Genomic DNA, 20,179 nt, shown 5'->3' with positions numbered 1-20,179 from the left:
GTGGAATCGCCGGACTTCATCGTCCCGCCGCCGGGGCTGATCCCGTCGGCGCCGCCGCCGAGCGAGGAGCCCGACCGCACCGTGCGCGCTGCGCCGCCGCGGTCGTTGCCCGCCTTCGCGCCGCCGCCCGGTCTCCGTCCGACGGCGGTGCCCGGGCCAACGCCCGCGGAGGGCGGCGCGGACGCGGTCGAGGAGCGCATCGAGGCGCCGACGCCGACCCCGCAGCCCGGCGCCTGGCGATTGCGCGCGCCCGGCGGGCTCGAGGTGCTGCTCCTGCGTCCGGTGGTGCTCGGGCGCGATCCGTCGGCCGAGGCGACGCGACCGGATGCCGCGCCGATCCCGCTCGCCGACCCGGCGCGCTCGGTCTCCAAGACGCATGCGCTCGTCGAGGTCGTCGATGGCCGAGTGACCGTGACCGACCTGCATTCGACGAACGGTACGCGCGTGCTGACGCCCGACGGCGAGGCCCGCGAACTCGACCCCGGCGTGGCATCCGAGGTGGCCGGCGGGTCGACCCTGCTGCTCGGGGAGTTCGCCGTCCGCGTGGATCGGGCGCCGCTCCACACGGTGTAGCCTGAGATGGTGCGTGCTCCGCGACTTCTCCTTCGGTGCCGCGGCGGGGCCTCGTTCTAGGCCGATCCCGTCGCGGAGTTCGTCGTCGGCTGACCGCAGATCCTGAGGAAGCGAACGCATGGAACACACACCCGCGAACGGCGTGACCACGCCCGAAGCACGACCGCGCACCCTGGCCGAGAAGGTCTGGGACGCCCATCTCGTGAAGAGGGGCGAGGACGGCACGCCCGACCTCATCTACATCGACCTCCACCTCGTGCACGAGGTCACGAGCCCCCAGGCCTTCGACGGCCTGCGCGTGGCCGGACGCCCGGTGCGGCGACCCGACCTGACGATCGCGACGGAGGACCACAACACCCCGACGCTCGACATCGACAAGCCCATCGCCGACCCGACGAGCCGCACGCAGATCGAGACGCTCCGCCGCAACGCCGCGGAGTTCGGCATCCGCCTGCACTCGCTCGGCGACAAGGAGCAGGGCATCGTGCACGTCGTCGGCCCGCAGCTCGGGCTCACGCAGCCGGGCATCACCGTGGTGTGCGGCGACTCGCACACGTCGACCCACGGCGCCTTCGGCGCCATGGCGTTCGGCATCGGCACGAGCGAGGTCGAGCACGTGCTCGCGACGCAGACGCTGCCGCTGAAGCCGTTCAAGACCATGGCGATCAACGTCGAGGGCACGCTGCGCCCCGGCGTCACGGCGAAGGACATCATCCTCGCGGTCATCGCGAAGATCGGCACGGGCGGCGGCCAGGGCTACGTGCTCGAGTACCGCGGCAGCGCCATCCGCGCGCTCTCGATGGACGGCCGCATGACCATCTGCAACATGTCGATCGAGGCCGGCGCGCGCGCCGGCATGGTCGCCCCCGACGAGACGACGTTCGCCTACCTCGAGGGCCGCGCGCACGCCCCGCAGGGCGCCGACTGGGACGACGCCGTCGCGTACTGGCGCACCCTCGCGACCGACGAGGGCGCCGAGTTCGATGCCGAGGTCTTCATCGACGCCGACGCGCTCGAGCCGTTCGTCACCTGGGGTACGAACCCGGGCCAGGGCGTCTCGTTGAGCGAGGCCGTGCCCGACCCGGCGAGCATCGACGACCAGCACGAGCGCGCCGCCGCCGAGCGCGCGCTGGAGTACATGGACCTCGCGCCCGGAACGCCGCTGAAGGACATCCACGTCGACGCCGTGTTCATGGGCTCGTGCACGAACAGCCGCATCGAGGACCTCCGGGCGTTCGCGTCGATCGTGAAGGGCAAGAGGAAGGCCGACGGCGTGCGCGTCATGGTCGTGCCCGGCTCCGCCCGCGTGCGCCTCGAGGCCGAGGCCGAGGGCCTCGACAAGGTGTTCGAGGAGTTCGGCGCCGAGTGGCGCTTCGCGGGCTGCTCGATGTGCCTCGGCATGAACCCCGACCAGCTGGCACCGGGGGAGCGCTGCGCCTCGACGTCGAACCGCAACTTCGAGGGACGCCAGGGCAAGGGCGGGCGCACGCACCTCGTCTCCCCGCTCGTCGCGGCGGCCACGGCCATCCGCGGCACGCTGTCGAGCCCGTGGGACCTGCAGAACGACGTGGAGGGACGCTGACCATGGAGAAGCTCAGCACCGTGACGGGCGTGGCGGTCCCGCTGCGCCGCTCGAACGTCGACACCGACCAGATCATCCCGGCCGTGTTCCTCAAGCGGGTGACGAAGACCGGCTTCGACGACGCGCTCTTCCACGCGTGGCGCCAGGACCCCGACTTCATCCTCAACGACCCGGCCTACGCGGGCGCCCGCGTCCTCATCGCCGGGCCCGACTTCGGCACCGGATCGAGCCGCGAGCACGCCGTCTGGGCGCTGCGCGACTACGGTTTCGACGTCGTCATCAGCTCGCGCTTCGGCGACATCTTCCGCGGGAACTCGGGCAAGCAGGGCCTGCTCGCCGCCCAGGTCGCCTACGAGGACGTCGAGCGCCTCTGGGAGGCCATCGAGGCCGAGCCGGGAATACCCGTCACGGTCGATCTGGTTGAGCGTACGGTGAGCGCGGGCGCGCTCACGGTGCCGTTCGACATCGACGACTACACTCGGTGGAGGCTTCTCGAAGGGCTCGACGACATCGGGCTCACCCTGCGGGACGAGGAGTCGATCGCCGAGTTCGAGTCACATCGCGAGGCTTGGCGGCCGAAGACCCTCCCCATCCGGGAGCCGGCAGAATCAGGGAGTCTGTGAACACACTCGGGCAGGACGCCAAGAACCACGCGACGGCAGTCGGATTGAACGTCGACCGCATCACGATCAACGGCGGCAAGCCGTTGCGCGGTCGCATCGAGCTCAAGGGCGCGAAGAACCTCGTCACGAAGGCGATGGTCGCGGCCATCCTCGGCGACACCCCCAGCGTGCTGAAGGACGTGCCGAACATCAGCGACGTCCGCATCGTGCGCGGGCTCCTCGAGGTGCACGGCGTGAGCGTCACGCACGGCGTCGACGAGGGCGAGCTCATCCTCGACCCGTCGGCGGTCGAGTCGGCGCACATGGCCGACATCGACGCGCACGCCGGCTCGAGCCGCATCCCGATCCTCTTCTGCGGCCCGCTCCTGCACCGCCTCGGCGAGGCGTTCATCCCCGACCTCGGCGGCTGCCGCATCGGCGACCGCCCGATCGACTTCCACCTCGAGGTGCTGCGCAACTTCGGCGCCATCGTCGAGAAGCTCCCGAGCGGCATCCGGATGTCGGCCCCCAACGGCCTGCACGGCGCCAAGGTCTCGCTGCCCTACCCGAGCGTCGGCGCGACCGAGCAGGTGCTGCTCACCGCGGTGCTCGCCGACGGCATCACCGAACTCTCGGGTGCGGCGATCGAGCCCGAGATCATGGACCTCATCAACATCCTCCAGAAGATGGGCGCCATCATCACGGTCGACACCGACCGCGTGATCCGCATCGAGGGCGTCGAGAAGCTGCAGGGCTACACGCACCGCGCCCTCTTCGACCGCAACGAGGCCGCCAGCTGGGCGGCCGCGGCGCTCGCGACCGACGGCGACATCTTCGTCGGCGGCGCCCGCCAGGCCGAGATGCTCACCTTCCTCAACGTGTACCGCAAGGTCGGCGGCGCGTTCGAGATCCAAGAGGACGGCATCCGCTTCTACCACCCGGGCGGCGAGCTCAAGCCGGTCATCATCGAGACCGACGTGCACCCCGGGTTCATGACCGACTGGCAGCAGCCGCTCGTGGTGGCGCTGTCGAAGGCCAAGGGCGTGTCGATCGTGCACGAGACCGTCTACGAGCAGCGGTTCGGCTTCGTCGACGCGCTCGTCGAGATGGGCGCGTCGATCGACGTGCACAAGGAGTGCCTCGGCGGCCGCCCGTGCCGGTTCGGCCAGCGCAACTTCCAGCACTCCGCGGTCATCTCGGGTCCGGCCAAGCTCCACGGCGCCGACATCGAGGTGCCCGACCTGCGCGGCGGCTTCAGCCACCTCATCGCGGCCCTGACCGCCGAGGGCCGTTCGACCGTGTCGAACGTCGGGATCATCGCACGCGGCTACGAGAACTTCATCACCAAGCTGGAGCTGCTCGGGGCGGACTTCACGCTCGAAGGATAATGGGTCCGTGCCACAACAAGACCCGACCGCTGCGCGTGCGGCGAAGCCGGGGGCCGAGAAGCGCCGTCCGTCGTTCTTCTGGCTCCTCGCCGCCCTGATCATCCCGCTCTGGAACCTGGCGGTGAAGTACCGCTTCCACCACGCAGAGCGGATGCCGCAGACCGGCGCCTTCGTGCTGTCGCCCAACCACTACAGCGAGGTCGACCCGCTCGTGATGGGCGTCGCCTCGTGGAAGCTCGGCCGCGCGCCGCGGTTCCTCGCGAAGGCGTCGCTCTTCAAGAACCCGGTGCTCGGCTGGGTCCTGCGCACCTCGGGGCAGATCCCGGTGGAGCGCAGCGGCAGCCAGAGCCACGCGGCCATCCGCGCGGCCGAAGACCTCGTCTCCAAGGGCCGCATGGTCATCGTGTACCCCGAGGGCTCGCTCACGCGCGATCCCGACCTGTGGCCGATGCGCGGCAAGACGGGCGCGGTGCGGATCGCGATCGAGCGCGGCATCCCGCTCGTGCCCGCGGCCCACTGGGGCACGCAGCAGATCCTCCCGCGCTACGGCAAGAAGCTGAGCCTCTTCCCCCGCAAGACCGTCGACGTCATCGTCGGGGAGCCGATCGACCTCTCGTCGTTCGAGGGCAGGCTCGACCAGGCGAGCCTCACGGCCGCGACCACGGTGCTCATGGACGCCATCGCCGCGCTCCTCGCCGAGCTGCGCGGCGAGCCGGCACCCGCCGAGCGCTGGGACCCGGTCAAGCACGGCCAGAAGGAGACCGGTCGCCTCGACCAGGAGGGGACGGATCGCGTTGAATCGTAGGACGGGGCGCCGCGCACCCGGGAAGCGCGTGGCGGTGCTCGGCGCCGGCAGCTGGGGCACCACGTTCGCGAAGATCCTCGCCGACGGCGGCGCCGACGTCATGATCTGGGCGCGCCGGCCCGAGCTGGCGCGCGAGATCCAGGAGGCGCGGCGCAACAGCGACTACCTCCCGGGCATCAACCTGCCGATCGGCCTGCGCGCCACGAGCCGCATGGACCTCGCGCTCGCGGGCGCCGAGCAGGTGTACGTGTGCGTGCCGAGCCAGACGCTGCGCCAGAACCTCATCGCCGCCGAGCCCCACCTGGGGGCCAACGCCGCGGTCATTTCGCTGATGAAGGGCGTCGAGAAGTCGACCGGCCACCGCATGAGCGAGGTCATCGCCGAGGTGCTGCCCATCGCCGAGTCCAACATCGCGGTGATCTCGGGCCCCAACCTGGCGCTCGAGATCGCGAGGGAGCAGCCGACGGCCGCCGTCGTGTCGTCGACGAGCCTCGAGACGGCGCAGTCCGTGGCCTCCATCTCGCGAAACAAGTACTTCCACTCGTTCGTGAACACCGACGTGATCGGCACCGAGTTCGGCGGCGTGCTGAAGAACCTCATCGCCGTGGCGATCGGCATCGTCGACGGCGCGGGCTACGGCGAGAACACCAAGGCCTCGATCATCACGCGCGGTCTCGTCGAGATGACCGACTTCGCGGTCGCCTACGGCGCGCACCCCGACACGCTCTCGGGCCTCGCGGGCCTCGGCGACCTCATCGCGACGTGCCAGTCGCCGCTGTCGCGCAACAACACCGCCGGGCGCCTGCTCGGCCAGGGCTACAAGCTGCCCGACGTGGTCAACCGCATGCAGCAAACCACCGAGGGACTCGCCTCGGTGGGTCCGATCCTCGAGCTCGCGCGGGCGAAGGGCGTGGAGATGCCCATCGTCGAGCAGGTCCGGCAGGTGCTCGCGGGCACGCTGGACCCGAAGGACATCGCACCGCACCTCACGACCGACGACGAGCCCCAGGGCGAAAGGACATTGGATGGACAAGCTCAGGGTGGTTCTGCTGTTCGGCGGGCGTTCAAGCGAGCACTCGATCAGCTGCGCAACGGCGGGCGGGATCCTGGGGGCGATCGACCGTGACCGCTACGAGGTGATCCCGGTCGGGATCACCCGAGACGGCGCCTTCGTGCTCGAGGCCGATGACCCGGCCCGCTACGCACTCGACCCGGCGCACCTGCCCGAGGTCGTCGACAACGGCACGCGCGTGCGCTGGCCCGAGAGCTCGGCCTCGCGCGAGGTCCGGGTGACGGATGCCGCGGGCGAGCGCTCGCTCGGCGAAGTCGACGTCGTCCTTCCGATCCTGCACGGCCGCTTCGGCGAGGACGGCACCGTGCAGGGCCTGCTCGAGCTCGTCGGACTGCCCTACGTCGGCAACGGCGTGCTGGCGTCGGCGATCGGCATGGACAAGCACGTGACGAAGACCGTGCTCGAGGGCGCCGGCATCGCCGTCGCCCCGTGGGTGACGCTCACCCGGGCCGCTCTCGCCGCCGACCCCGAGCTGTGGAAGCGCCGCGTGCACGGACTCGGCCTGCCGGTGTTCGTGAAGCCCGCCCGTGCGGGCTCGTCGGTGGGCGTGAGCAAGGTGTCCGACTGGTCGGAGCTGCACGCCGCCCTCGACGTCGCCTTCGCGGAGGACCGCACGGTGCTCGTCGAGGCCGCGGTCGTCGGCCGCGAGATCGAGTGCGGCGTGCTCGAGGGCCGCGACGGCCAGGGGCCGCGCGTGAGCGTCGCCGGCGAGGTCGTCGTCACCGGCCGCGACTTCTACGACTTCGACGCGAAGTACCTCGACGCGCCCGGCGTCGACCTCATCTGCCCGGCCGACCTCGGCGACGGCGAGCTCTTCGAGCTGCGCCGCATCGCCCGGCGGGCGTTCGAGGCGATCGGCGGCGAAGGGCTCGCCCGGGTCGACGTGTTCCTCACCGACGAGGGCTTCGTCGTCAACGAGGTCAACACCATGCCGGGGTTCACGCCCATCTCGATGTTCCCGACCTGCTGGTTGAACTCGGGGCTCACGTACCCCGAGCTCATCTCGGAGCTCATCGACGTCGGGCACGCGCGCGGCAGCCGCTGAGCCTCGGCGCGGCGCCGCGGCATCCGACCGCGGCTCTCGACGTGCCGTGCCGCGGCGAGGCGGCCGACCTCGACGCGCGGGTCGTATGTCCCATGACGAGGGCGCGACCGCGTGCAACGATGGTGGCATGGCTGAAGAACGCGAACCGGTGAAGGTCCTCAGCGACGACGAGTGCTGGGCCCTGCTCGTGGAGAAGGACTTCGGAAGGCTGGCCGTCTCGATCGGCGATCAGCCCGAGATCTTCCCGATCAACTACACGACCGTCGAGGGCGGCGTGCTCCTGCGCACCGCGGAGGGCACGAAGCTGTTCGGCGTGACGGTGAACAACAAGGTGGCCTTCGAGATCGACGACTACGGCGCGACCGACGGGTGGAGCGTCGTCATCAAGGGTCGCGCCCGGGCGCTCGAGAGCGCGGACGAGATCGCCGAGGCGGAGGCGGCGTCGCTCGTGCCGTGGATCCCGACGGTGAAGCGCAACTTCATCCGCATCGACGCCGACGTGATCAGCGGACGCCGCGTGACGTTCGGTCCCGAGCCCGAAGCGGGCCTCGACGCGAGCTGACGCGGCACGAGGTCGGCCCTCCGCATCCCCGGAGGCATGTGCGGAGGGCCGACGTCCGGGCCGTGTCGGGTCAGCAGGAGTTCGGCGCGCCCTGGCTCGACGGCGGGTTGACCGTGCACTCGTCCTCGAGCTCCTGCGGCTCGGGACTCGTGTTCGAGGTGTTGCCCTTGGTCTCCGTGGTCGACGTGGAGCCGACGCCGGCCTGGTTGTTGCCGGGGCCCTCGAACGTCTCGCACGAGACCGTTCCGCGGTCCTTCGTACAGTTGTCGGGCAGCGGCGCCGCCATGGCGCCCATGGCGGGCGCGGTGACCAGCAGGCCGGCCAGCGCGCACGTCGCGAGGATCTTCCGCATGCTTCCCCCTCGGGATGCGGGGGCACAGTGTGCCCACATGGGAGGAGTGTCGGGTGGCACCCCCCACCGCGCCGAAGAGGGCAGCCTTGGGACCCGGGTCGCTGCAGTCCTCCATAGGCGAGGATGCCTCAGGTTAGGTCGCACGCGATGATCGGACAAGCCCCCGGTCAGGGGGTGCCGGAGGCAGCGGGACCGCCGCGGCTCAGCCGATGACCGCGTCGTCGACATTCGTGCAGCCGCCCTCGGCGGGGATCGCCGAGACGGCCGACGAGAGGTCGGCGATCGCGGTCGTGCCCGAGACCACGTCGTTGTCGATGAGCACCTCGACCGCGGGCGTGCGCCCGAAGGTCGTGAACAGGTAACGCGGGGCATCGGACTCGTCGATGACCCAGTCGACGCCGTCGACGCTCACGCACCGGTCGGTCGTCGGACCGAGGGGTTCGACGCCGCAGCGCAGCAGCACCGATGCGGGGTTGCCCCACGCGCCCGTGCCCTGCGCGTTGGTCTCGCGCTCGGCCTGGCCGGCGACGACGTCGGGCAGGCGCACGATCACGGCGGCGCAGTCGGCGTCGGTCGCCTCGGGCGCGGGGTCGAACGGGACGGCCTGGCTGCAGCCGGCGAGCGCGATCGTCCCGGCGACGGCGAGGCCGACGGCGAATGCGACGCGCCGCAGCGCGCGCCGGGGCAGGGGAGCAGTGGGGTGGGGCATCGCCGTTCAGGCTACCGTGAGAGGCATGGAACGACCTGCGCGCACCGAGTCGCCGACCATCGGCGAACTGGGCGAGTCGCGCATGCTCGCCCGCATCCTGCCGCGGCTCGCGTCGGGCGATGCGGCGCTGCTCGGCGCGGGCGACGACGCCGCGGTGGTGGCGGCCGCCGACGGCCGGTACGTCGTGACGACCGACCTGCTCGTGCACGGGCCCGACTTCCGGCTCGCCTGGTCGACGCCGTTCGAGCTGGGCTGGAAGGCCGCGGCCACCAACCTCACCGACGTCGCGGCGATGGGCGCCCGGCCCACCGCGCTCGTCGTCGCCATCGCCGCCCCGCCGACGACGCCCGCCGCCGTGCTCGAGGGCATCGCCGACGGGCTTCACGAGGGCCTCGCGGCGCTCGCGCCGGGCGCCGGGGTAGTGGGCGGCGACCTCTCGGCATCGACCGTGCTCACGATCGCGGTGACGGCGTTCGGCGACCTCGAGGGCCGCGCGCCGGTGCTGCGCTCGGGCGCGCGCGTCGGCGACGTGCTGGCGCACGCGGGCGCCCGGGGCGACGCGGCCCGCGGCCTCGCGCTGCTCTTCGCCGAGGGCACGGATGCCGCAGGCGAGCCCGATCCCGAACGGGCCGCCGAGGTGCGCGCGCGGCATCCCGAGCTCGTGGCGGCCCAGCTGGCGCCGCACCCGCCCGTCGCGGCGGGTGTGGCGGCCGCGCGCGCGGGAGCGACCTCGATGCTCGACGTCTCCGACGGACTCGCCCGCGACGCCCGGCGCATCGCCGAGGCGAGCGGCGTCGGCCTGGACTTCGACGGCGAGGCGCTCGGCGCCGACCTGCGCGTCGCGTTCGCCGGCGCGGAGGACCACGGCCTGCTCGCGACGTTCCCGCCGGGTGTCGAGCTGCCCGCGCCGTTCGAGGTCGTCGGCCGCGTCGTGCCCGCCCCGGGCGAGGTGCTCATCGACGGCCGCGGGATCGACGCCGAGGGCTGGGACCCCTACTCGGGCTGGGACGGCCGCTCGGGCTGAGCCGCCGCCCACCACAGCGTGGTCTCGCCGTAGTCGCGGCGCCGCTCGGGCGCGATGCCGGCCGGCCAGCGCGGCTCGGGCGACCGTGAGCTCCGCTCCACCACGACGACCGCGTCGGGCGCGAGCAGGGGCGACAGCAGCTCGAGGTCGTGCGCGAGCGCGGCCTCGCCGAGGTCGTACGGCGGGTCGATGAACACGAGGTCGAGCGGCCCCGCCGCCGACTCGAGGTACGACGCGACGCTGCGCATGGCGACCCGGATGCGCGGCCGATGGCCCCGAGCCGCCCGTGTCACCGCCTCGGCGTTCCGCCGGCAGATGTCGGCGGCCGGCTTCGCCTTCTCGACGAGCACGACCTCGGCCGCGCCCCGGGACGCCGCCTCGAGGCCCAGCGCGCCCGATCCGGCGTAGAGGTCGAGCACCGCGCCGCCGTCGACGGCGTCGCGCGCGTCGAGGGCCGAGAAGATCGCCTCGCGCACCCGGTCGCTCGTGGGACGCGTGCCCGAGCGCGGGACGGCGAGGGAGAGCGAGCCGGCGAATCCGGCGATGATGCGGGTCATGCTCCCCGCAGCATATCCGCGCGGTTGCGCGGTGTCATGCCGACGCGAGCACGTGCCCGGCGCTGCCATGATGGAGGGGTGGATGACTCGACAGACCAGGTGCCGGCCGAACCGTCCAGCCACCGGGGAGACGAACAGCAGTTGATCGACCGACTCTGGGACTTCGGCGACCCCGCCGCGAGCGAGGAGCGGTTCCGCGAGGCGGCCGACGACGACTCGCATCCGGCGCACGTGCGCGCCGTGTTGTCGACGCAGCTCGCGCGGGCCATCGGCATCCAGGGCCGTGGCGACGAGGCGCTGGCGGTGCTCGACGAGGTGGCCGCCGCGGGCACCGCCCCCGACGAGCCGCAGCGCGACGCCGCCGAGGTGCGCGCCCGGGTCTCGATCGAGCGCGGGCGCATCCTCGCCGCCGCCGCCGACCGCCGCGCCGAGGCCGTGCCCGAGCTCACGCGCGGCGTACGCGAGGCGGCGCTCGCCGGCTCGAACTTCCTGGTGCTCGACGCGCTGCACATGCTCGCGCTCAACGACGCGGGCCATGAGGAGGAGTGGGCCGCCGAGGGCCTCGACGTGCTCGCCGGCTCGCGCGACCCGCGCGTGCTGCGATGGGGTGTCGCCCTGCACAACAACCTGGGCTGGACGATGCACGACTCCGGTCGCGCCGAGGCGGCGCTCGCCGAGTTCCGGCAGGCCGTCGACGCGGCCGACCGCTACGGCACCACCGAGCAGCAGCACGTCGCCCGCTGGTCGGTCGCCCGCTGCCTGCGCACGCTCGGCCGCACCGACGAGGCGCTCGAGCTCCAGCGCGAGCTTGCCCGGGCGCGCCCCGACGACCCGTACGTGCAGTCCGAGCTCGCGGAGCTCACGAAGGACGAGTCGGCGGGGGAGCCTACGATCGAGGCATGACGGCCGAAGGAGCGGATGCCGCGGGCGCCGGTCGGTTCACCCTCGACACCCGGCTCTCGGGCGCGCTCGGCGGCCGCACCGCGCAGGCCGTCGAGCGGGCGTTCGGCTACCGCACGGTGGGCGAGCTGCTCGCGCACTACCCGCGCCGCTACGCGCTCCGCGGCGAGCTCACCGCCCTCGCGAGCCTCCCGCTCGACGAGAACGTCACGATCGTGGCCGAGGTGCTCGAGGTGCGCGTGCGCGAGATGCGCCAGCGACGCGGGTCGATCCTCGAGGCGAAGATCTCCGACGGCACCGGCATCCTGACGCTCACCTTCTTCAACCAGAAGTGGCGCGAGAACGACCTGCGCCCGGGCCGTCGGGGCATCTTCGCGGGCAAGGTGGGCGACTACAAGGGCAACCGGCAGCTGGCGCATCCCGACTACGAGCTGTTCGACGACGCCGAGGTCGTCGCCACGGATGCCGCGAAGCGCTGGGTCGAGGCGCCCATCCCGATCTACCCGGCCACCGGCACGCTCGCGAGCTGGCAGCTCGCGAAGTCGATCGCGCTGCTGCTCGACGGGCTCGGTCCCGTCGACGACCCGCTGCCGGAGCAGGTCCGCGGCGCCCGCTCGCTGCTCGACCACCGGCGCGCGCTCGAGCAGGTGCACCGGCCCGAGACCGAGGCCGAGTGGAAGGCCGCGCGCCGCACGCTGCGGTTCACCGAGGCGTTCGTGCTGCAGACCGCGCTGCTGCTGCGCCGGGCCGAGCTGCGCGAGCACTCCACGACCGCGCGGCCGCCGTCGCCCGAGGGCCTGCTCGCGCGCTTCGACGCGTCGCTGCCGTTCACCCTCACCGACGACCAGCAGGAGGTGGGCGGCGAGATCGCCGACGACCTCGGCCAGCCGGTGCCGATGAACCGGCTCGTGCAGGGCGAGGTGGGCTCGGGCAAGACCCTCGTCGCGCTGCGCGCCATGCTCGCCGTCGCCGACTCGGGCGGGCAGTCGGCGCTCCTCGCGCCGACCGAGGTGCTCGCGGCGCAGCACGTGCGGTCGATCGCGCGCATGCTCGGCCCCGAGCTGTCGGCGTCGCTGATGCCCACGCTGCTCACGGGCCAGCTGCCCACGGCCGAGCGCAAGAAGGCGCTGCTGCGGGCGGCCGCGGGCCAGTCCCGAATCGTCGTCGGCACGCACGCGCTCATCGGCGACGCCGTGTCGTTCGCCGACCTCGGGCTCGTCGTGGTCGACGAGCAGCACCGGTTCGGCGTCGACCAGCGCGAGGCGCTGCGCCTCAAGGGCCAGCACCCGCCGCACGTGCTCGTGCTCACGGCGACGCCGATCCCGCGCACGGTCGCCATGACGGTCTTCGGCGACCTCGACGTGTCCACGATCCGCGAGCTCCCTGCGGGCCGCGCGGGCATCGAGTCGTTCGTCGTGCCGCTCGCCGACCGTCCGGGGTGGCGGCCCCGGGTCTGGGAGCGCCTCGCCGAGGAGGTCGAACTGGGCCGGCAGGGCTTCGTCGTCTGCCCGGCGATCGAGGCGAAGGTCGCAGAGGACGACGGCGAGCCGCTCGAGGGCGAGGTCGAGGGCGGGCCGCCCGCGGCATCCGTCACCTCGGTGCTCGCCGAGCTCGCGGCGCACCCGCGCTTCGCCGACAAGCGCGTCGCGCCCCTGCACGGTCGCATGAGCGCCGACGAGAAGGATGCCGCGATGCGGGCGTTCGCGGCCGGCGAGATCGACGTGCTCGTCGCCACGACCGTCATCGAGGTCGGCGTCGACGTGCCGAACGCGAGCGCCATGGTCGTCGTCGACGCCGACCGGTTCGGCGTCTCCCAGCTGCACCAGCTCCGCGGCCGCGTCGGCCGGGGGAGCGTGCCCGGCCTGTGCCTGCTCGTCACGAACTCGGAGGCCGGGTCGCTGGCGCGCCAGCGCGTCGAGGCCGTCGCGGCGACGCTCGACGGGTTCGAGCTGGCGCGCGTCGACCTCGAGCTGCGCCAGGAGGGCGATGTGCTCGGGGCGAGCCAGTCGGGCGGTCGCTCGTCGCTGAAGCTCCTGCGGGTGGTGCGCGACGGCGACGTCATCTCGGATGCCCGCGACCTCGCGGCCGAGGTGCTCGCAGACGACCCGGGCCTGCCCCGGCACGCCGCGCTCGCAGCCGAGGTGCGCCGCCGGCTCGACGCCGAGACCAGCGGATTCCTGAGCAAGGGCTGAGACTCTCCGACAGCGCTTCCAGCGCCGCGAGCGGGCACTACGCTGGTGCGTATGCAGCGGATCGCCGTCGTCCCAGGCTCGTTCGACCCCGTCACGCTCGGCCACCTCGACGTCATCGGAAGGGCCGCGGGGCTCTACGACGAGCTGCACGTCGTCGTGGTGCACAACCCCGACAAGACGGCGCTGCTGCCGATCGCGCAGCGGGTCGCGCTCATCGAGAAGTCGATCGCCGACGCGGGCATCGAGGGCCGCATCGTCGTGGCCTCGTGGAGCATGGGGCTCCTCGTCGACTACTGCACCGATGTGGGCGCCACGGTGCTCGTGAAGGGCATCCGCTCGCAGGTCGACGTCGCGTACGAGACGCCCATGGCGATCGTGAACCGGCACCTCGCGGGCGTCGAGACCGTGTTCCTCCTGCCCGACCCGGCCAACGCCCACGTCTCGAGCTCGCTCGTGCGGCAGGTCGCGGCGCTCGGCGGCGACGTCTCGCCGTACGTGCCGCTCGTCGTGGCCGACTACCTGCAGGGGGCGGTGACGGCATGAGCGAGGCGGCGGTCACCATGGGCGGTCCGGGCGACGCCGGTCGCGCCGGACTCGCGCTGGGCATCGACGAGGTCGGCTCGCTCGCGGCGAGCATCGTGCAGAACGTCGAGACCGTCATCGCCGGCAAGCGCGAGGCCATCACGGCCGCGCTCACGGTGCTGCTCGCCGAGGGGCACCTCCTCATCGAGGACGTGCCGGGCGTCGGCAAGACCATGCTCGCGAAGGCGCTGGCCCGGTCGGTCGACGCGAGCGTGAGCCGCATCCAGTTCACGCCCGACCTCCTCCCGAGCGACGTGACGGGCGTCAGCGTCTTCGACCAGTCGACCCGGCACTTCGAGTTCAAGCGCGGCCCCGTCTTCGCGAACCTCGTCATCGGCGACGAGATCAACCGCGCCAGCCCGAAGACCCAGTCGGCGCTGCTCGAGTGTATGGAGGAGGGGCAGGTCACGGCCGACGGCACGACCTACGTGCTCGCGCAGCCGTTCACCGTCGTCGCGACGCAGAACCCGGTCGAGATGGAGGGCACCTACCCGCTCCCCGAAGCGCAGCGCGACCGGTTCATGGCCCGGGTCTCGATGGGGTACCCGTCGCCCGCCGACGAGATCGCGATGCTGTCCACGCGCGAGACCTCGAGCCCGCTCGACCGGCTCGAGCCGGTGGTGTCGCTCGCCGAGCTCCGCGACATGATCCAGGCCGTGCAGCACGTGTTCACGTCGCAGCCGGTCAAGGAGTACGCGGTGCAGCTCGCCCGAGCGACCCGCGAAGACCGCCAGCTCCGCCTCGGCGCGAGCCCCCGGGCCACGCTGCAGCTCATCCGCGCGGCCAAGGCGCACGCCGCCATGCACGGCCGCGACTTCGTGCTGCCCGACGACGTCGACGCGCTCGCGGTGCCGGTGCTCGTGCATCGCCTCGTGCCGACGAGCCGCGCCATCGGCGCGCACGACCGCGACAGCGGGCCGCTCATCGACGCCATCGTGCGCCGAATCGTGGGGGAGACGCCGGTTCCGGTCGGCAGTGCTCGAAGGAGCTGAACCGTGTCCCGCCCCCGCCCCGTCCGCGTCTCCGCCTGGCCGCGACTGACGAGGCGGGGTGGAGCGCTCGTGGCGGTGGGCGTGCTGCTGCTCGCGGTGTCGCTCTGGTTCGACCTGCGCGACGTCATGCTGCTCGCCTTCGTCGGCATCGCGATGCCGCTCGCGGCGGCCGTGTTCGTGCTCGTGCGCACCCCGCGCCTGGCCGTGACGCGCACGTTCGCCCCGCCGGTCGTGCCGGCCGGCGGCTGGACCAGGGTCTCGCTCGTCGTGAAGAACCGCGGGCGCCGCACGTTCGACGGCGCGCACTGGCGCGACACCACGCCCGACGGCATCCAGGCGCCGCCCGAGGCGATCCTCCCGGGCATCGGACCCTACGAGAGCGTGCTCCCGTCGGGCGACGACACCGTGCGCCTCGAGTACCGGGTGCGGATGCCGCGACGCGGCGTCCCGAGCATCGGCCCGCTGCGCGTGGCCGTCTTCGACCCGTTCGGCCTCGCGCGCATCGACCGCGACGTGGGCACCGGCCACGAGCTCGTCGTGACGCCGCGGGTCACGGTGCTCGACGCCGCGCTGGGCAGCGCCGCGTCGATCGACGGCGTGGTGCACGGGCTGCAGCGGCGCACGCACCCGAACTCCGACGAGCTCATCGCCCGCGAGTACCGCTACGGCGACCCGCTCCGCCGCGTGCACTGGGCCGCGACCGCCCGGCGCGGCGAGCTCATGGTGCGCGAGGAGGAGCAGCGCGGCGACCCCGAGGCGCGCCTGCTGCTCGACACCACGCTCTCGGGCCGACCGCGCGTGGCGTCGCTCCGCCGCGAGCACGACGACACCCCGCACTTCGGGTACGAGCTCGGCATCGAGCTCGCCGCGTCCGTCGGCGTGCACCTGCTCGAGCGCGGCTTCCGGGTGCGGCTCACGCAGGTCGCCGATCCCGAGCGCGGCGTCACGACGGGGTCCGCCTACGACGGCGGCTACCGCATGCCCGGCGGCGACCGCACGCTGCTCGAGGACCTCGCGAGGCTCGAGGAGCCCGCCCGCACGATCGCGCACGCCGGCACGGAGTCCGGGGGATCCGAGGGCCGGCCGCGTGCCCGCGAGGCGCGAGCGCCCGGCTTCGCCGTGCTCGTCGACCCCGACGAGCAGGAGGCGCGCAACCTGGTGGCCCTGCGCTCGTCGCTCGAGCCCGCGATCGCCTTCGCCGTCGAGGGCGTCTCGCGTCGCGTGCTCGACGAGCTCGAGGAGGCCGACTGGCGCATCATCCGGCTGCGGCGCCCCGCCGACATCGCCGAGGCGTGGGCCGGCATCACGGCGGCCGCGCGCCGCAGCGGCACGCTCGACGCGAGCAGCGACGACGAGCCCGGCGGGGAGGTGGGCGATGGACGCTGACTCGGCACCCCTCACCCGTGCCCAGCGCCTCGCGCTCACGACCGCGTCGTTCCTGCTGCTCGCGGTGGCCACGATGGCGCTCGGGCCGCTGCTGTCGGGCAGCGGCTGGTGGTGGCTCTGCGCCTTCATCGCGGGGGGCACGCTCTTCTCGGGCTTCGGGCTCCGTGCGGTGCGCACGCCGCCCTCGCTCGTGCCCGTGCTCGAACTCGGCGTGCTCCTGCTCCTGCTCACCCTGCTGTTCGGCGGGGGCACGAGCATCGCGCTGATCATCCCGACGCAGGGGACCTTCGAGACGTTCGGCGAGCTCTTCGTGGGCGCGCAGCGCACCATCGAGCAGCAGTCGGTGCCGGCCCTCACCGTGCCGCCGCTGTCGTTCGCGCTGGCCCTCGGGATCGGCCTGCTCGCCGTCGTCACCGACATCCTCGTGCAGACCGTGCGCATGCCGGCGCTCGCCGCCGCGCCCGCGCTCGTGCCGATCCTCATCCCGGGCTTCATCATCGAGGCGGGCGCCGAACTGCCGACGCTCGTGCTCACCGCCGCGGCGTACCTGCTGCTCCTGCGGGTCGACGTGCGCGTGCGCCGTCGCGCCCGGCTCGCGGCGGGCGAGGACCCGGCGGGCCAGAGCACGGGGCAGGCCGCGACGGTGATCGCGCCGAAGCGCGTGCCCATCGTGTCGACGCTCGGCGCGTCGCTCGGGCTCGCGGCCGTGGGCCTGCTCGCGGCATCCGTGCTGGCGGCATCGACGCCGAGCATCTCGACGAGCCTCCTCCTCGGCTCGCCGTCGCAGGGCACCCTCTTCGCGCGCGGCGTGAGCCCGTTCATCGACCTCGGACGCGACCTGCGCCGGCCCGAGGCCAGGGGCGCCTTCCACTACCTCGCACGAGACGGCGACCGGCCGTACTTCACCCTCCTCACGCTCGACCGGTTCGAGGGCGAGGTGTGGAGCGCGACCGAGCGCGCCGTCGACGGCGACAACACCGTCGACGCCATGCCGCGGCCCGACGGCCTCTCGCGCCGCGTGGCGGCGTCGGAGCATCCGATCGACGTCGTGATCGACGACGTGAGCACGACCTGGCTGCCGGTGCCGTACCCGACCGCGGCCATCGAGGGCCTCGACGGCTCGTGGTTCTGGGACGACGGCTCGCTCACGGTGCGCAGCGTCGACTCGAACACCGACGGGCAGCGCTACCGGGTGACGCGCCTCGAGGTCGAGCCGACGCCCGCGCAGCTGCGCGCGGCCGACAGCGTGCCGGCCCAGCTCGCCCCGTTCCTCGAGCTGCCCGACGAGCTGCCGCAGCTCATCAGCGACACCGCGGCATCCGTGACCGCCGGCGCGGCCTCGAAGTACGACGCGGCCGTCGCCATCCAGGCGTACCTGCGCGGCCCCGACTTCGACTACTCGACCGAGGCGCCCGTCGAGGAGGGCTACGACGGCGGCGGCTTCGACGTGATCGCCCGGTTCCTCGAGACGAAGGCCGGCTACTGCGTGCACTTCGCCTCGACCATGGCCGTGCTCGCCCGGCAGATCGGGATCCCGGCCCGTATCTCGATCGGCTACACGCAGGGCTCGCCCACCGAGGAGCGCGTGGACGGCGTGCAGCGCGTCGAGGTCGACTCGCACGACCTGCACTCCTGGCCCGAGCTGTACTTCGAGGGCGTCGGCTGGGTGCCGTTCGAGCCGACCCCGGGCCGGGGCCTCGTGCCCGACTACTCGCGTCCCAACGCGGGCGAGGAGCAGGGCCCGAACATCCCGAACGCCGCGACCTCGACGCCGGGCGCGAGCGGACGACCCGACCTCGACCCCGACCGCGGGCTCGCCGGCCCCGGTGGCGGGCCGCTCGGCGCGGCCGGCGACCTCTGGCTGCGCGTCGGCGCGCTGCTGCTCGTCGCCCTCGTGCTGCTCGTGACCCCCGCGGCGTTCCGCGCGAGCCAGCGGCTCAGTCGCATGGGCCGCATCCGGCGCGGCGAGCGACCGGCGGATGCCGCGTGGGACGAGCTCGTCGCCACGGCGCGCGACCTCGGCACCGGGCTCGGCGACGTCGAGACCGCGCGCGCCTTCGCGTTGCGCATGGCCGAACGACCGGCGTTCGCCGAGGACGCGGTCACCCGCGGAGCCCTGATGCGCCTCCGCGACGGCGTGGAGCGCGAGCGGTACGGCCCGGTCGGCCGTCAGGCGGCTCCCGGGATCGCCGAGGACCTGGTCACGGCGAGGACCGCGCTCCTCGCCGACGCGACCGCGGGGGAGCGCGCGCGGGCCGTGTTCGTGCCGCGATCGCTCTTCGAGCGGGCCCGGCGGATGCTCGGCGATCGGCTCGCGCCCGGGGCGTAGAATCGTCGATCGTGGCCACACAGCATTCGCCGTTCAGCGTGAACGTGCGCGACCTCGTGAACCGTCCCGGCGAGATGCGCGAGCAGCGCCTCGCGATCCCCGTCGCCCAGCAGATGGGCGAGGGCCTCGTCTCCGTGCGCGAGGGTTCGGAGCTCGACCTCGACGTCCGGCTCGAGTCCGTGCACGAGGGGATCCTCGTGACCGCCGAGGTCGACGCGGTCGCCGAAGGGGAGTGCGGGCGCTGCCTCATCGACATCGCCCTGCCCGTCGAAGTCGAGTTCCAGGAGCTTTTCGCGTATCATTCTGGGGAAGCTTTCGAGTATGAGGTTCAAGACGACCACGTGGATCTTGAATCGCTCATCCGAGATGCGGTGGTGCTGGCACTGCCGTTCCAGCCGGTGTGCCGGCCGGACTGCCCGGGTCTCGACCCCGTGACCGGGCTCCGACTGGCCGATCATCCGGAACTCGTCACCCCTGAGCAGCGCGACCCGCGGTGGGACGCGCTCGCGGGGTTCAAGGCTTCCGAAGACCAAGGCACGGATGTCGCATCCGAGGCCGACCAGCAGAGAGATTGAGAGAGAGTCATGGCTGTTCCCAAGCGGAAGAAGTCACGCGCCAACACCCACGCGCGCCGTTCGCAGTGGAAGGCCGAGGTCCCCACGCTCGTCAAGACCGTCGAGAACGGCAAGGTCACCTACAGCCTCCCGCACCGCGCGAAGGTCGTCGAGGACTCGGCAGGCACCCCGCTCTTCCTCGAGTACAAGGGCCGCAAGGTCGCCGACGTCTAGTCGGCCGCAGGCACGCCACCGACCGGTCGTGACGCGAACGGAGCAGGCAGGGCACGGAGATCGCACGCTCGACGAGCTGCAGCGCACGCTGCAGGTCGAGGTCGATCCGGCCCTCCTCCAGCTCGCGCTCACGCACCGGTCGTTCGCGTACGAGAACGGCGGCATCCCGACCAACGAGCGCCTCGAGTTCCTCGGCGACTCGATCCTGGGCCAGGCGGTCACGGTCAAGCTGTTCCGCGACCACCCCGAGCTCGACGAGGGCGAGCTGGCCAAGCGGCGTGCGAGCCTCGTCTCGAGTGCCGCGCTCGCCGAGGTCGGCCGGTCGATCGGCGTCGGTCCGTACATCCGCCTCGGTCGCGGCGAGACCATGACCGGCGGCGCCGACAAGCCGTCGATCCTCGCCGACACCGTCGAGGCGATCATCGGCGCGGTGTACCTCGACGCGGGCGGCGACGCGGCCACGGCACTCGTGCTGCGCCTCGTCACCCCGCTCCTCGCCGACCCCGACCGGTTCGGCGCGGCCATGGACCCGAAGACGAGCCTGCAGGAGATCGCCGCGCGACGCAGCGCGCCGCCGCCCGTCTACACGGTCACCGAGTCGGGTCCCGACCATAACAAGCACTTCGTCGCCACCGTGTCGGTCGGCGAGCTCGTGCAGGCGACCGGCGAGGGCTCCAGCAAGAAGCAGGCCGAGATGGCCGCCGCGCTCGAGGCCTGGACCGACCTGAGCAGCCGCTGA

At 72.8% G+C, this 20,179-nt stretch carries 21 protein-coding genes; 18 read left to right on the top strand and 3 right to left on the bottom strand.

Annotation, left to right across the window (positions count from 1 at the left end):
• From ACWEOH_RS17300 to ACWEOH_RS17265, 8 genes are all read left to right on the top strand, one after another.
• Positions 1 to 573 (top strand): FHA domain-containing protein, encoded by a 573-nt coding sequence (locus ACWEOH_RS17300; protein ID WP_452033044.1) that lies wholly within the window; start codon positions 1 to 3, stop codon positions 571 to 573.
• Between the two features lie 118 nt (positions 574 to 691).
• Entirely contained in the window at positions 692 to 2,155 is a 1,464-nt protein-coding gene (leuC, locus tag ACWEOH_RS17295; RefSeq protein WP_452033042.1) for a 3-isopropylmalate dehydratase large subunit, read from the top strand.
• Positions 2,156 to 2,157: 2 nt separating this feature from the next.
• Positions 2,158 to 2,778, top strand: coding sequence for a 3-isopropylmalate dehydratase small subunit (gene leuD / locus ACWEOH_RS17290; protein WP_148734696.1), 621 nt, complete (start codon positions 2,158 to 2,160; stop codon positions 2,776 to 2,778).
• Positions 2,775 to 4,145 carry a UDP-N-acetylglucosamine 1-carboxyvinyltransferase gene (gene murA / locus ACWEOH_RS17285; protein WP_452033039.1) on the top strand — a complete coding sequence of 457 codons (1,371 nt, stop codon included), beginning with the start codon at positions 2,775 to 2,777 and terminating at the stop codon, positions 4,143 to 4,145. The genes leuD and murA overlap by 4 nt, the downstream gene beginning before the upstream one ends.
• Positions 4,146 to 4,152: 7 nt before the next feature.
• Positions 4,153 to 4,950, top strand: coding sequence for a lysophospholipid acyltransferase family protein (locus ACWEOH_RS17280; protein ID WP_452033037.1), 798 nt, complete (start codon positions 4,153 to 4,155; stop codon positions 4,948 to 4,950).
• Positions 4,951 to 4,984: 34 nt separating this feature from the next.
• Positions 4,985 to 6,076, top strand: coding sequence for an NAD(P)H-dependent glycerol-3-phosphate dehydrogenase (locus ACWEOH_RS17275; RefSeq protein ID WP_452033907.1), 1,092 nt, complete (start codon positions 4,985 to 4,987; stop codon positions 6,074 to 6,076).
• Positions 5,976 to 7,067 carry a D-alanine--D-alanine ligase family protein gene (locus ACWEOH_RS17270; RefSeq protein ID WP_452033035.1) on the top strand — a complete coding sequence of 364 codons (1,092 nt, stop codon included), beginning with the start codon at positions 5,976 to 5,978 and terminating at the stop codon, positions 7,065 to 7,067. The genes ACWEOH_RS17275 and ACWEOH_RS17270 overlap by 101 nt, the downstream gene beginning before the upstream one ends.
• 127 nt (positions 7,068 to 7,194) lie before the next feature.
• Positions 7,195 to 7,629 carry a pyridoxamine 5'-phosphate oxidase family protein gene (locus tag ACWEOH_RS17265; protein ID WP_148734699.1) on the top strand — a complete coding sequence of 145 codons (435 nt, stop codon included), beginning with the start codon at positions 7,195 to 7,197 and terminating at the stop codon, positions 7,627 to 7,629.
• A 70-nt stretch (positions 7,630 to 7,699) separates the two neighbouring features.
• Here ACWEOH_RS17265 and ACWEOH_RS17260 read toward each other — a convergent pair whose 3' ends face one another.
• Positions 7,700 to 7,981 carry a hypothetical protein gene (locus tag ACWEOH_RS17260; protein WP_148734700.1) on the bottom strand — a complete coding sequence of 94 codons (282 nt, stop codon included), beginning with the start codon at positions 7,979 to 7,981 and terminating at the stop codon, positions 7,700 to 7,702.
• Positions 7,982 to 8,183: 202 nt separating this feature from the next.
• Positions 8,184 to 8,690, bottom strand: a complete 507-nt coding sequence (locus ACWEOH_RS17255) for a DUF3515 domain-containing protein (protein ID WP_452033033.1) — start codon at positions 8,688 to 8,690, stop codon at positions 8,184 to 8,186.
• A 25-nt stretch (positions 8,691 to 8,715) separates the two neighbouring features.
• On the opposite strand from ACWEOH_RS17255, the gene thiL reads away from it, so the two are divergent.
• Positions 8,716 to 9,714, top strand: a complete 999-nt coding sequence (gene thiL, locus ACWEOH_RS17250; protein WP_452033031.1) for a thiamine-phosphate kinase — start codon at positions 8,716 to 8,718, stop codon at positions 9,712 to 9,714.
• Here thiL and rsmD read toward each other — a convergent pair.
• Positions 9,684 to 10,271 carry a 16S rRNA (guanine(966)-N(2))-methyltransferase RsmD gene (gene rsmD / locus ACWEOH_RS17245; RefSeq protein WP_452033029.1) on the bottom strand — a complete coding sequence of 196 codons (588 nt, stop codon included), beginning with the start codon at positions 10,269 to 10,271 and terminating at the stop codon, positions 9,684 to 9,686. The genes thiL and rsmD overlap by 31 nt on opposite strands.
• 78 nt (positions 10,272 to 10,349) lie before the next feature.
• Here rsmD and ACWEOH_RS17240 point away from each other — a divergent pair, with 78 nt between their 5' ends.
• The 9 genes from ACWEOH_RS17240 to rnc all read left to right on the top strand — a co-directional run bounded on the left by ACWEOH_RS17240 (position 10,350) and on the right by rnc (position 20,179).
• Positions 10,350 to 11,174: a tetratricopeptide repeat protein gene (locus tag ACWEOH_RS17240; protein ID WP_452033027.1), complete on the top strand. Its 825-nt coding sequence runs from the start codon at positions 10,350 to 10,352 to the stop codon at positions 11,172 to 11,174.
• On the top strand, positions 11,171 to 13,363 hold the full coding sequence (locus ACWEOH_RS17235; protein WP_452033025.1) for an ATP-dependent DNA helicase RecG: 2,193 nt from the start codon (positions 11,171 to 11,173) through the stop codon (positions 13,361 to 13,363). The genes ACWEOH_RS17240 and ACWEOH_RS17235 overlap by 4 nt, the downstream gene beginning before the upstream one ends.
• A gap of 51 nt (positions 13,364 to 13,414) precedes the next feature.
• Positions 13,415 to 13,906, top strand: a complete 492-nt coding sequence (gene coaD, locus ACWEOH_RS17230; protein WP_148734705.1) for a pantetheine-phosphate adenylyltransferase — start codon at positions 13,415 to 13,417, stop codon at positions 13,904 to 13,906.
• Positions 13,903 to 14,937, top strand: coding sequence for an AAA family ATPase (locus ACWEOH_RS17225; RefSeq protein ID WP_452033023.1), 1,035 nt, complete (start codon positions 13,903 to 13,905; stop codon positions 14,935 to 14,937). Before coaD ends, ACWEOH_RS17225 begins: the two co-directional genes overlap by 4 nt.
• A 3-nt stretch (positions 14,938 to 14,940) precedes the next feature.
• A complete protein-coding gene (locus tag ACWEOH_RS17220; RefSeq protein ID WP_452033021.1) occupies positions 14,941 to 16,323 on the top strand; it encodes a DUF58 domain-containing protein in 1,383 nt (460 codons plus the stop codon).
• Entirely contained in the window at positions 16,313 to 18,652 is a 2,340-nt protein-coding gene (locus ACWEOH_RS17215) for a transglutaminase family protein (protein ID WP_452033019.1), read from the top strand. The genes ACWEOH_RS17220 and ACWEOH_RS17215 overlap by 11 nt, the downstream gene beginning before the upstream one ends.
• Before the next feature lie 74 nt (positions 18,653 to 18,726).
• Positions 18,727 to 19,227 carry a YceD family protein gene (locus tag ACWEOH_RS17210; RefSeq protein ID WP_148735358.1) on the top strand — a complete coding sequence of 167 codons (501 nt, stop codon included), beginning with the start codon at positions 18,727 to 18,729 and terminating at the stop codon, positions 19,225 to 19,227.
• Positions 19,228 to 19,236: 9 nt separating this feature from the next.
• On the top strand, positions 19,237 to 19,440 hold the full coding sequence (gene rpmF / locus ACWEOH_RS17205) for a 50S ribosomal protein L32 (protein WP_022887809.1): 204 nt from the start codon (positions 19,237 to 19,239) through the stop codon (positions 19,438 to 19,440).
• Positions 19,441 to 19,468: 28 nt separating this feature from the next.
• Positions 19,469 to 20,179, top strand: coding sequence for a ribonuclease III (rnc, locus tag ACWEOH_RS17200; RefSeq protein WP_452033016.1), 711 nt, complete (start codon positions 19,469 to 19,471; stop codon positions 20,177 to 20,179).

It is taken from the genome of Agromyces sp. NPDC004153 (assembly GCF_053603635.1).
The sequence above is the reverse complement of the archived record's forward strand: the minus strand, read 5'-3'. Positions and strand labels throughout refer to the sequence as shown.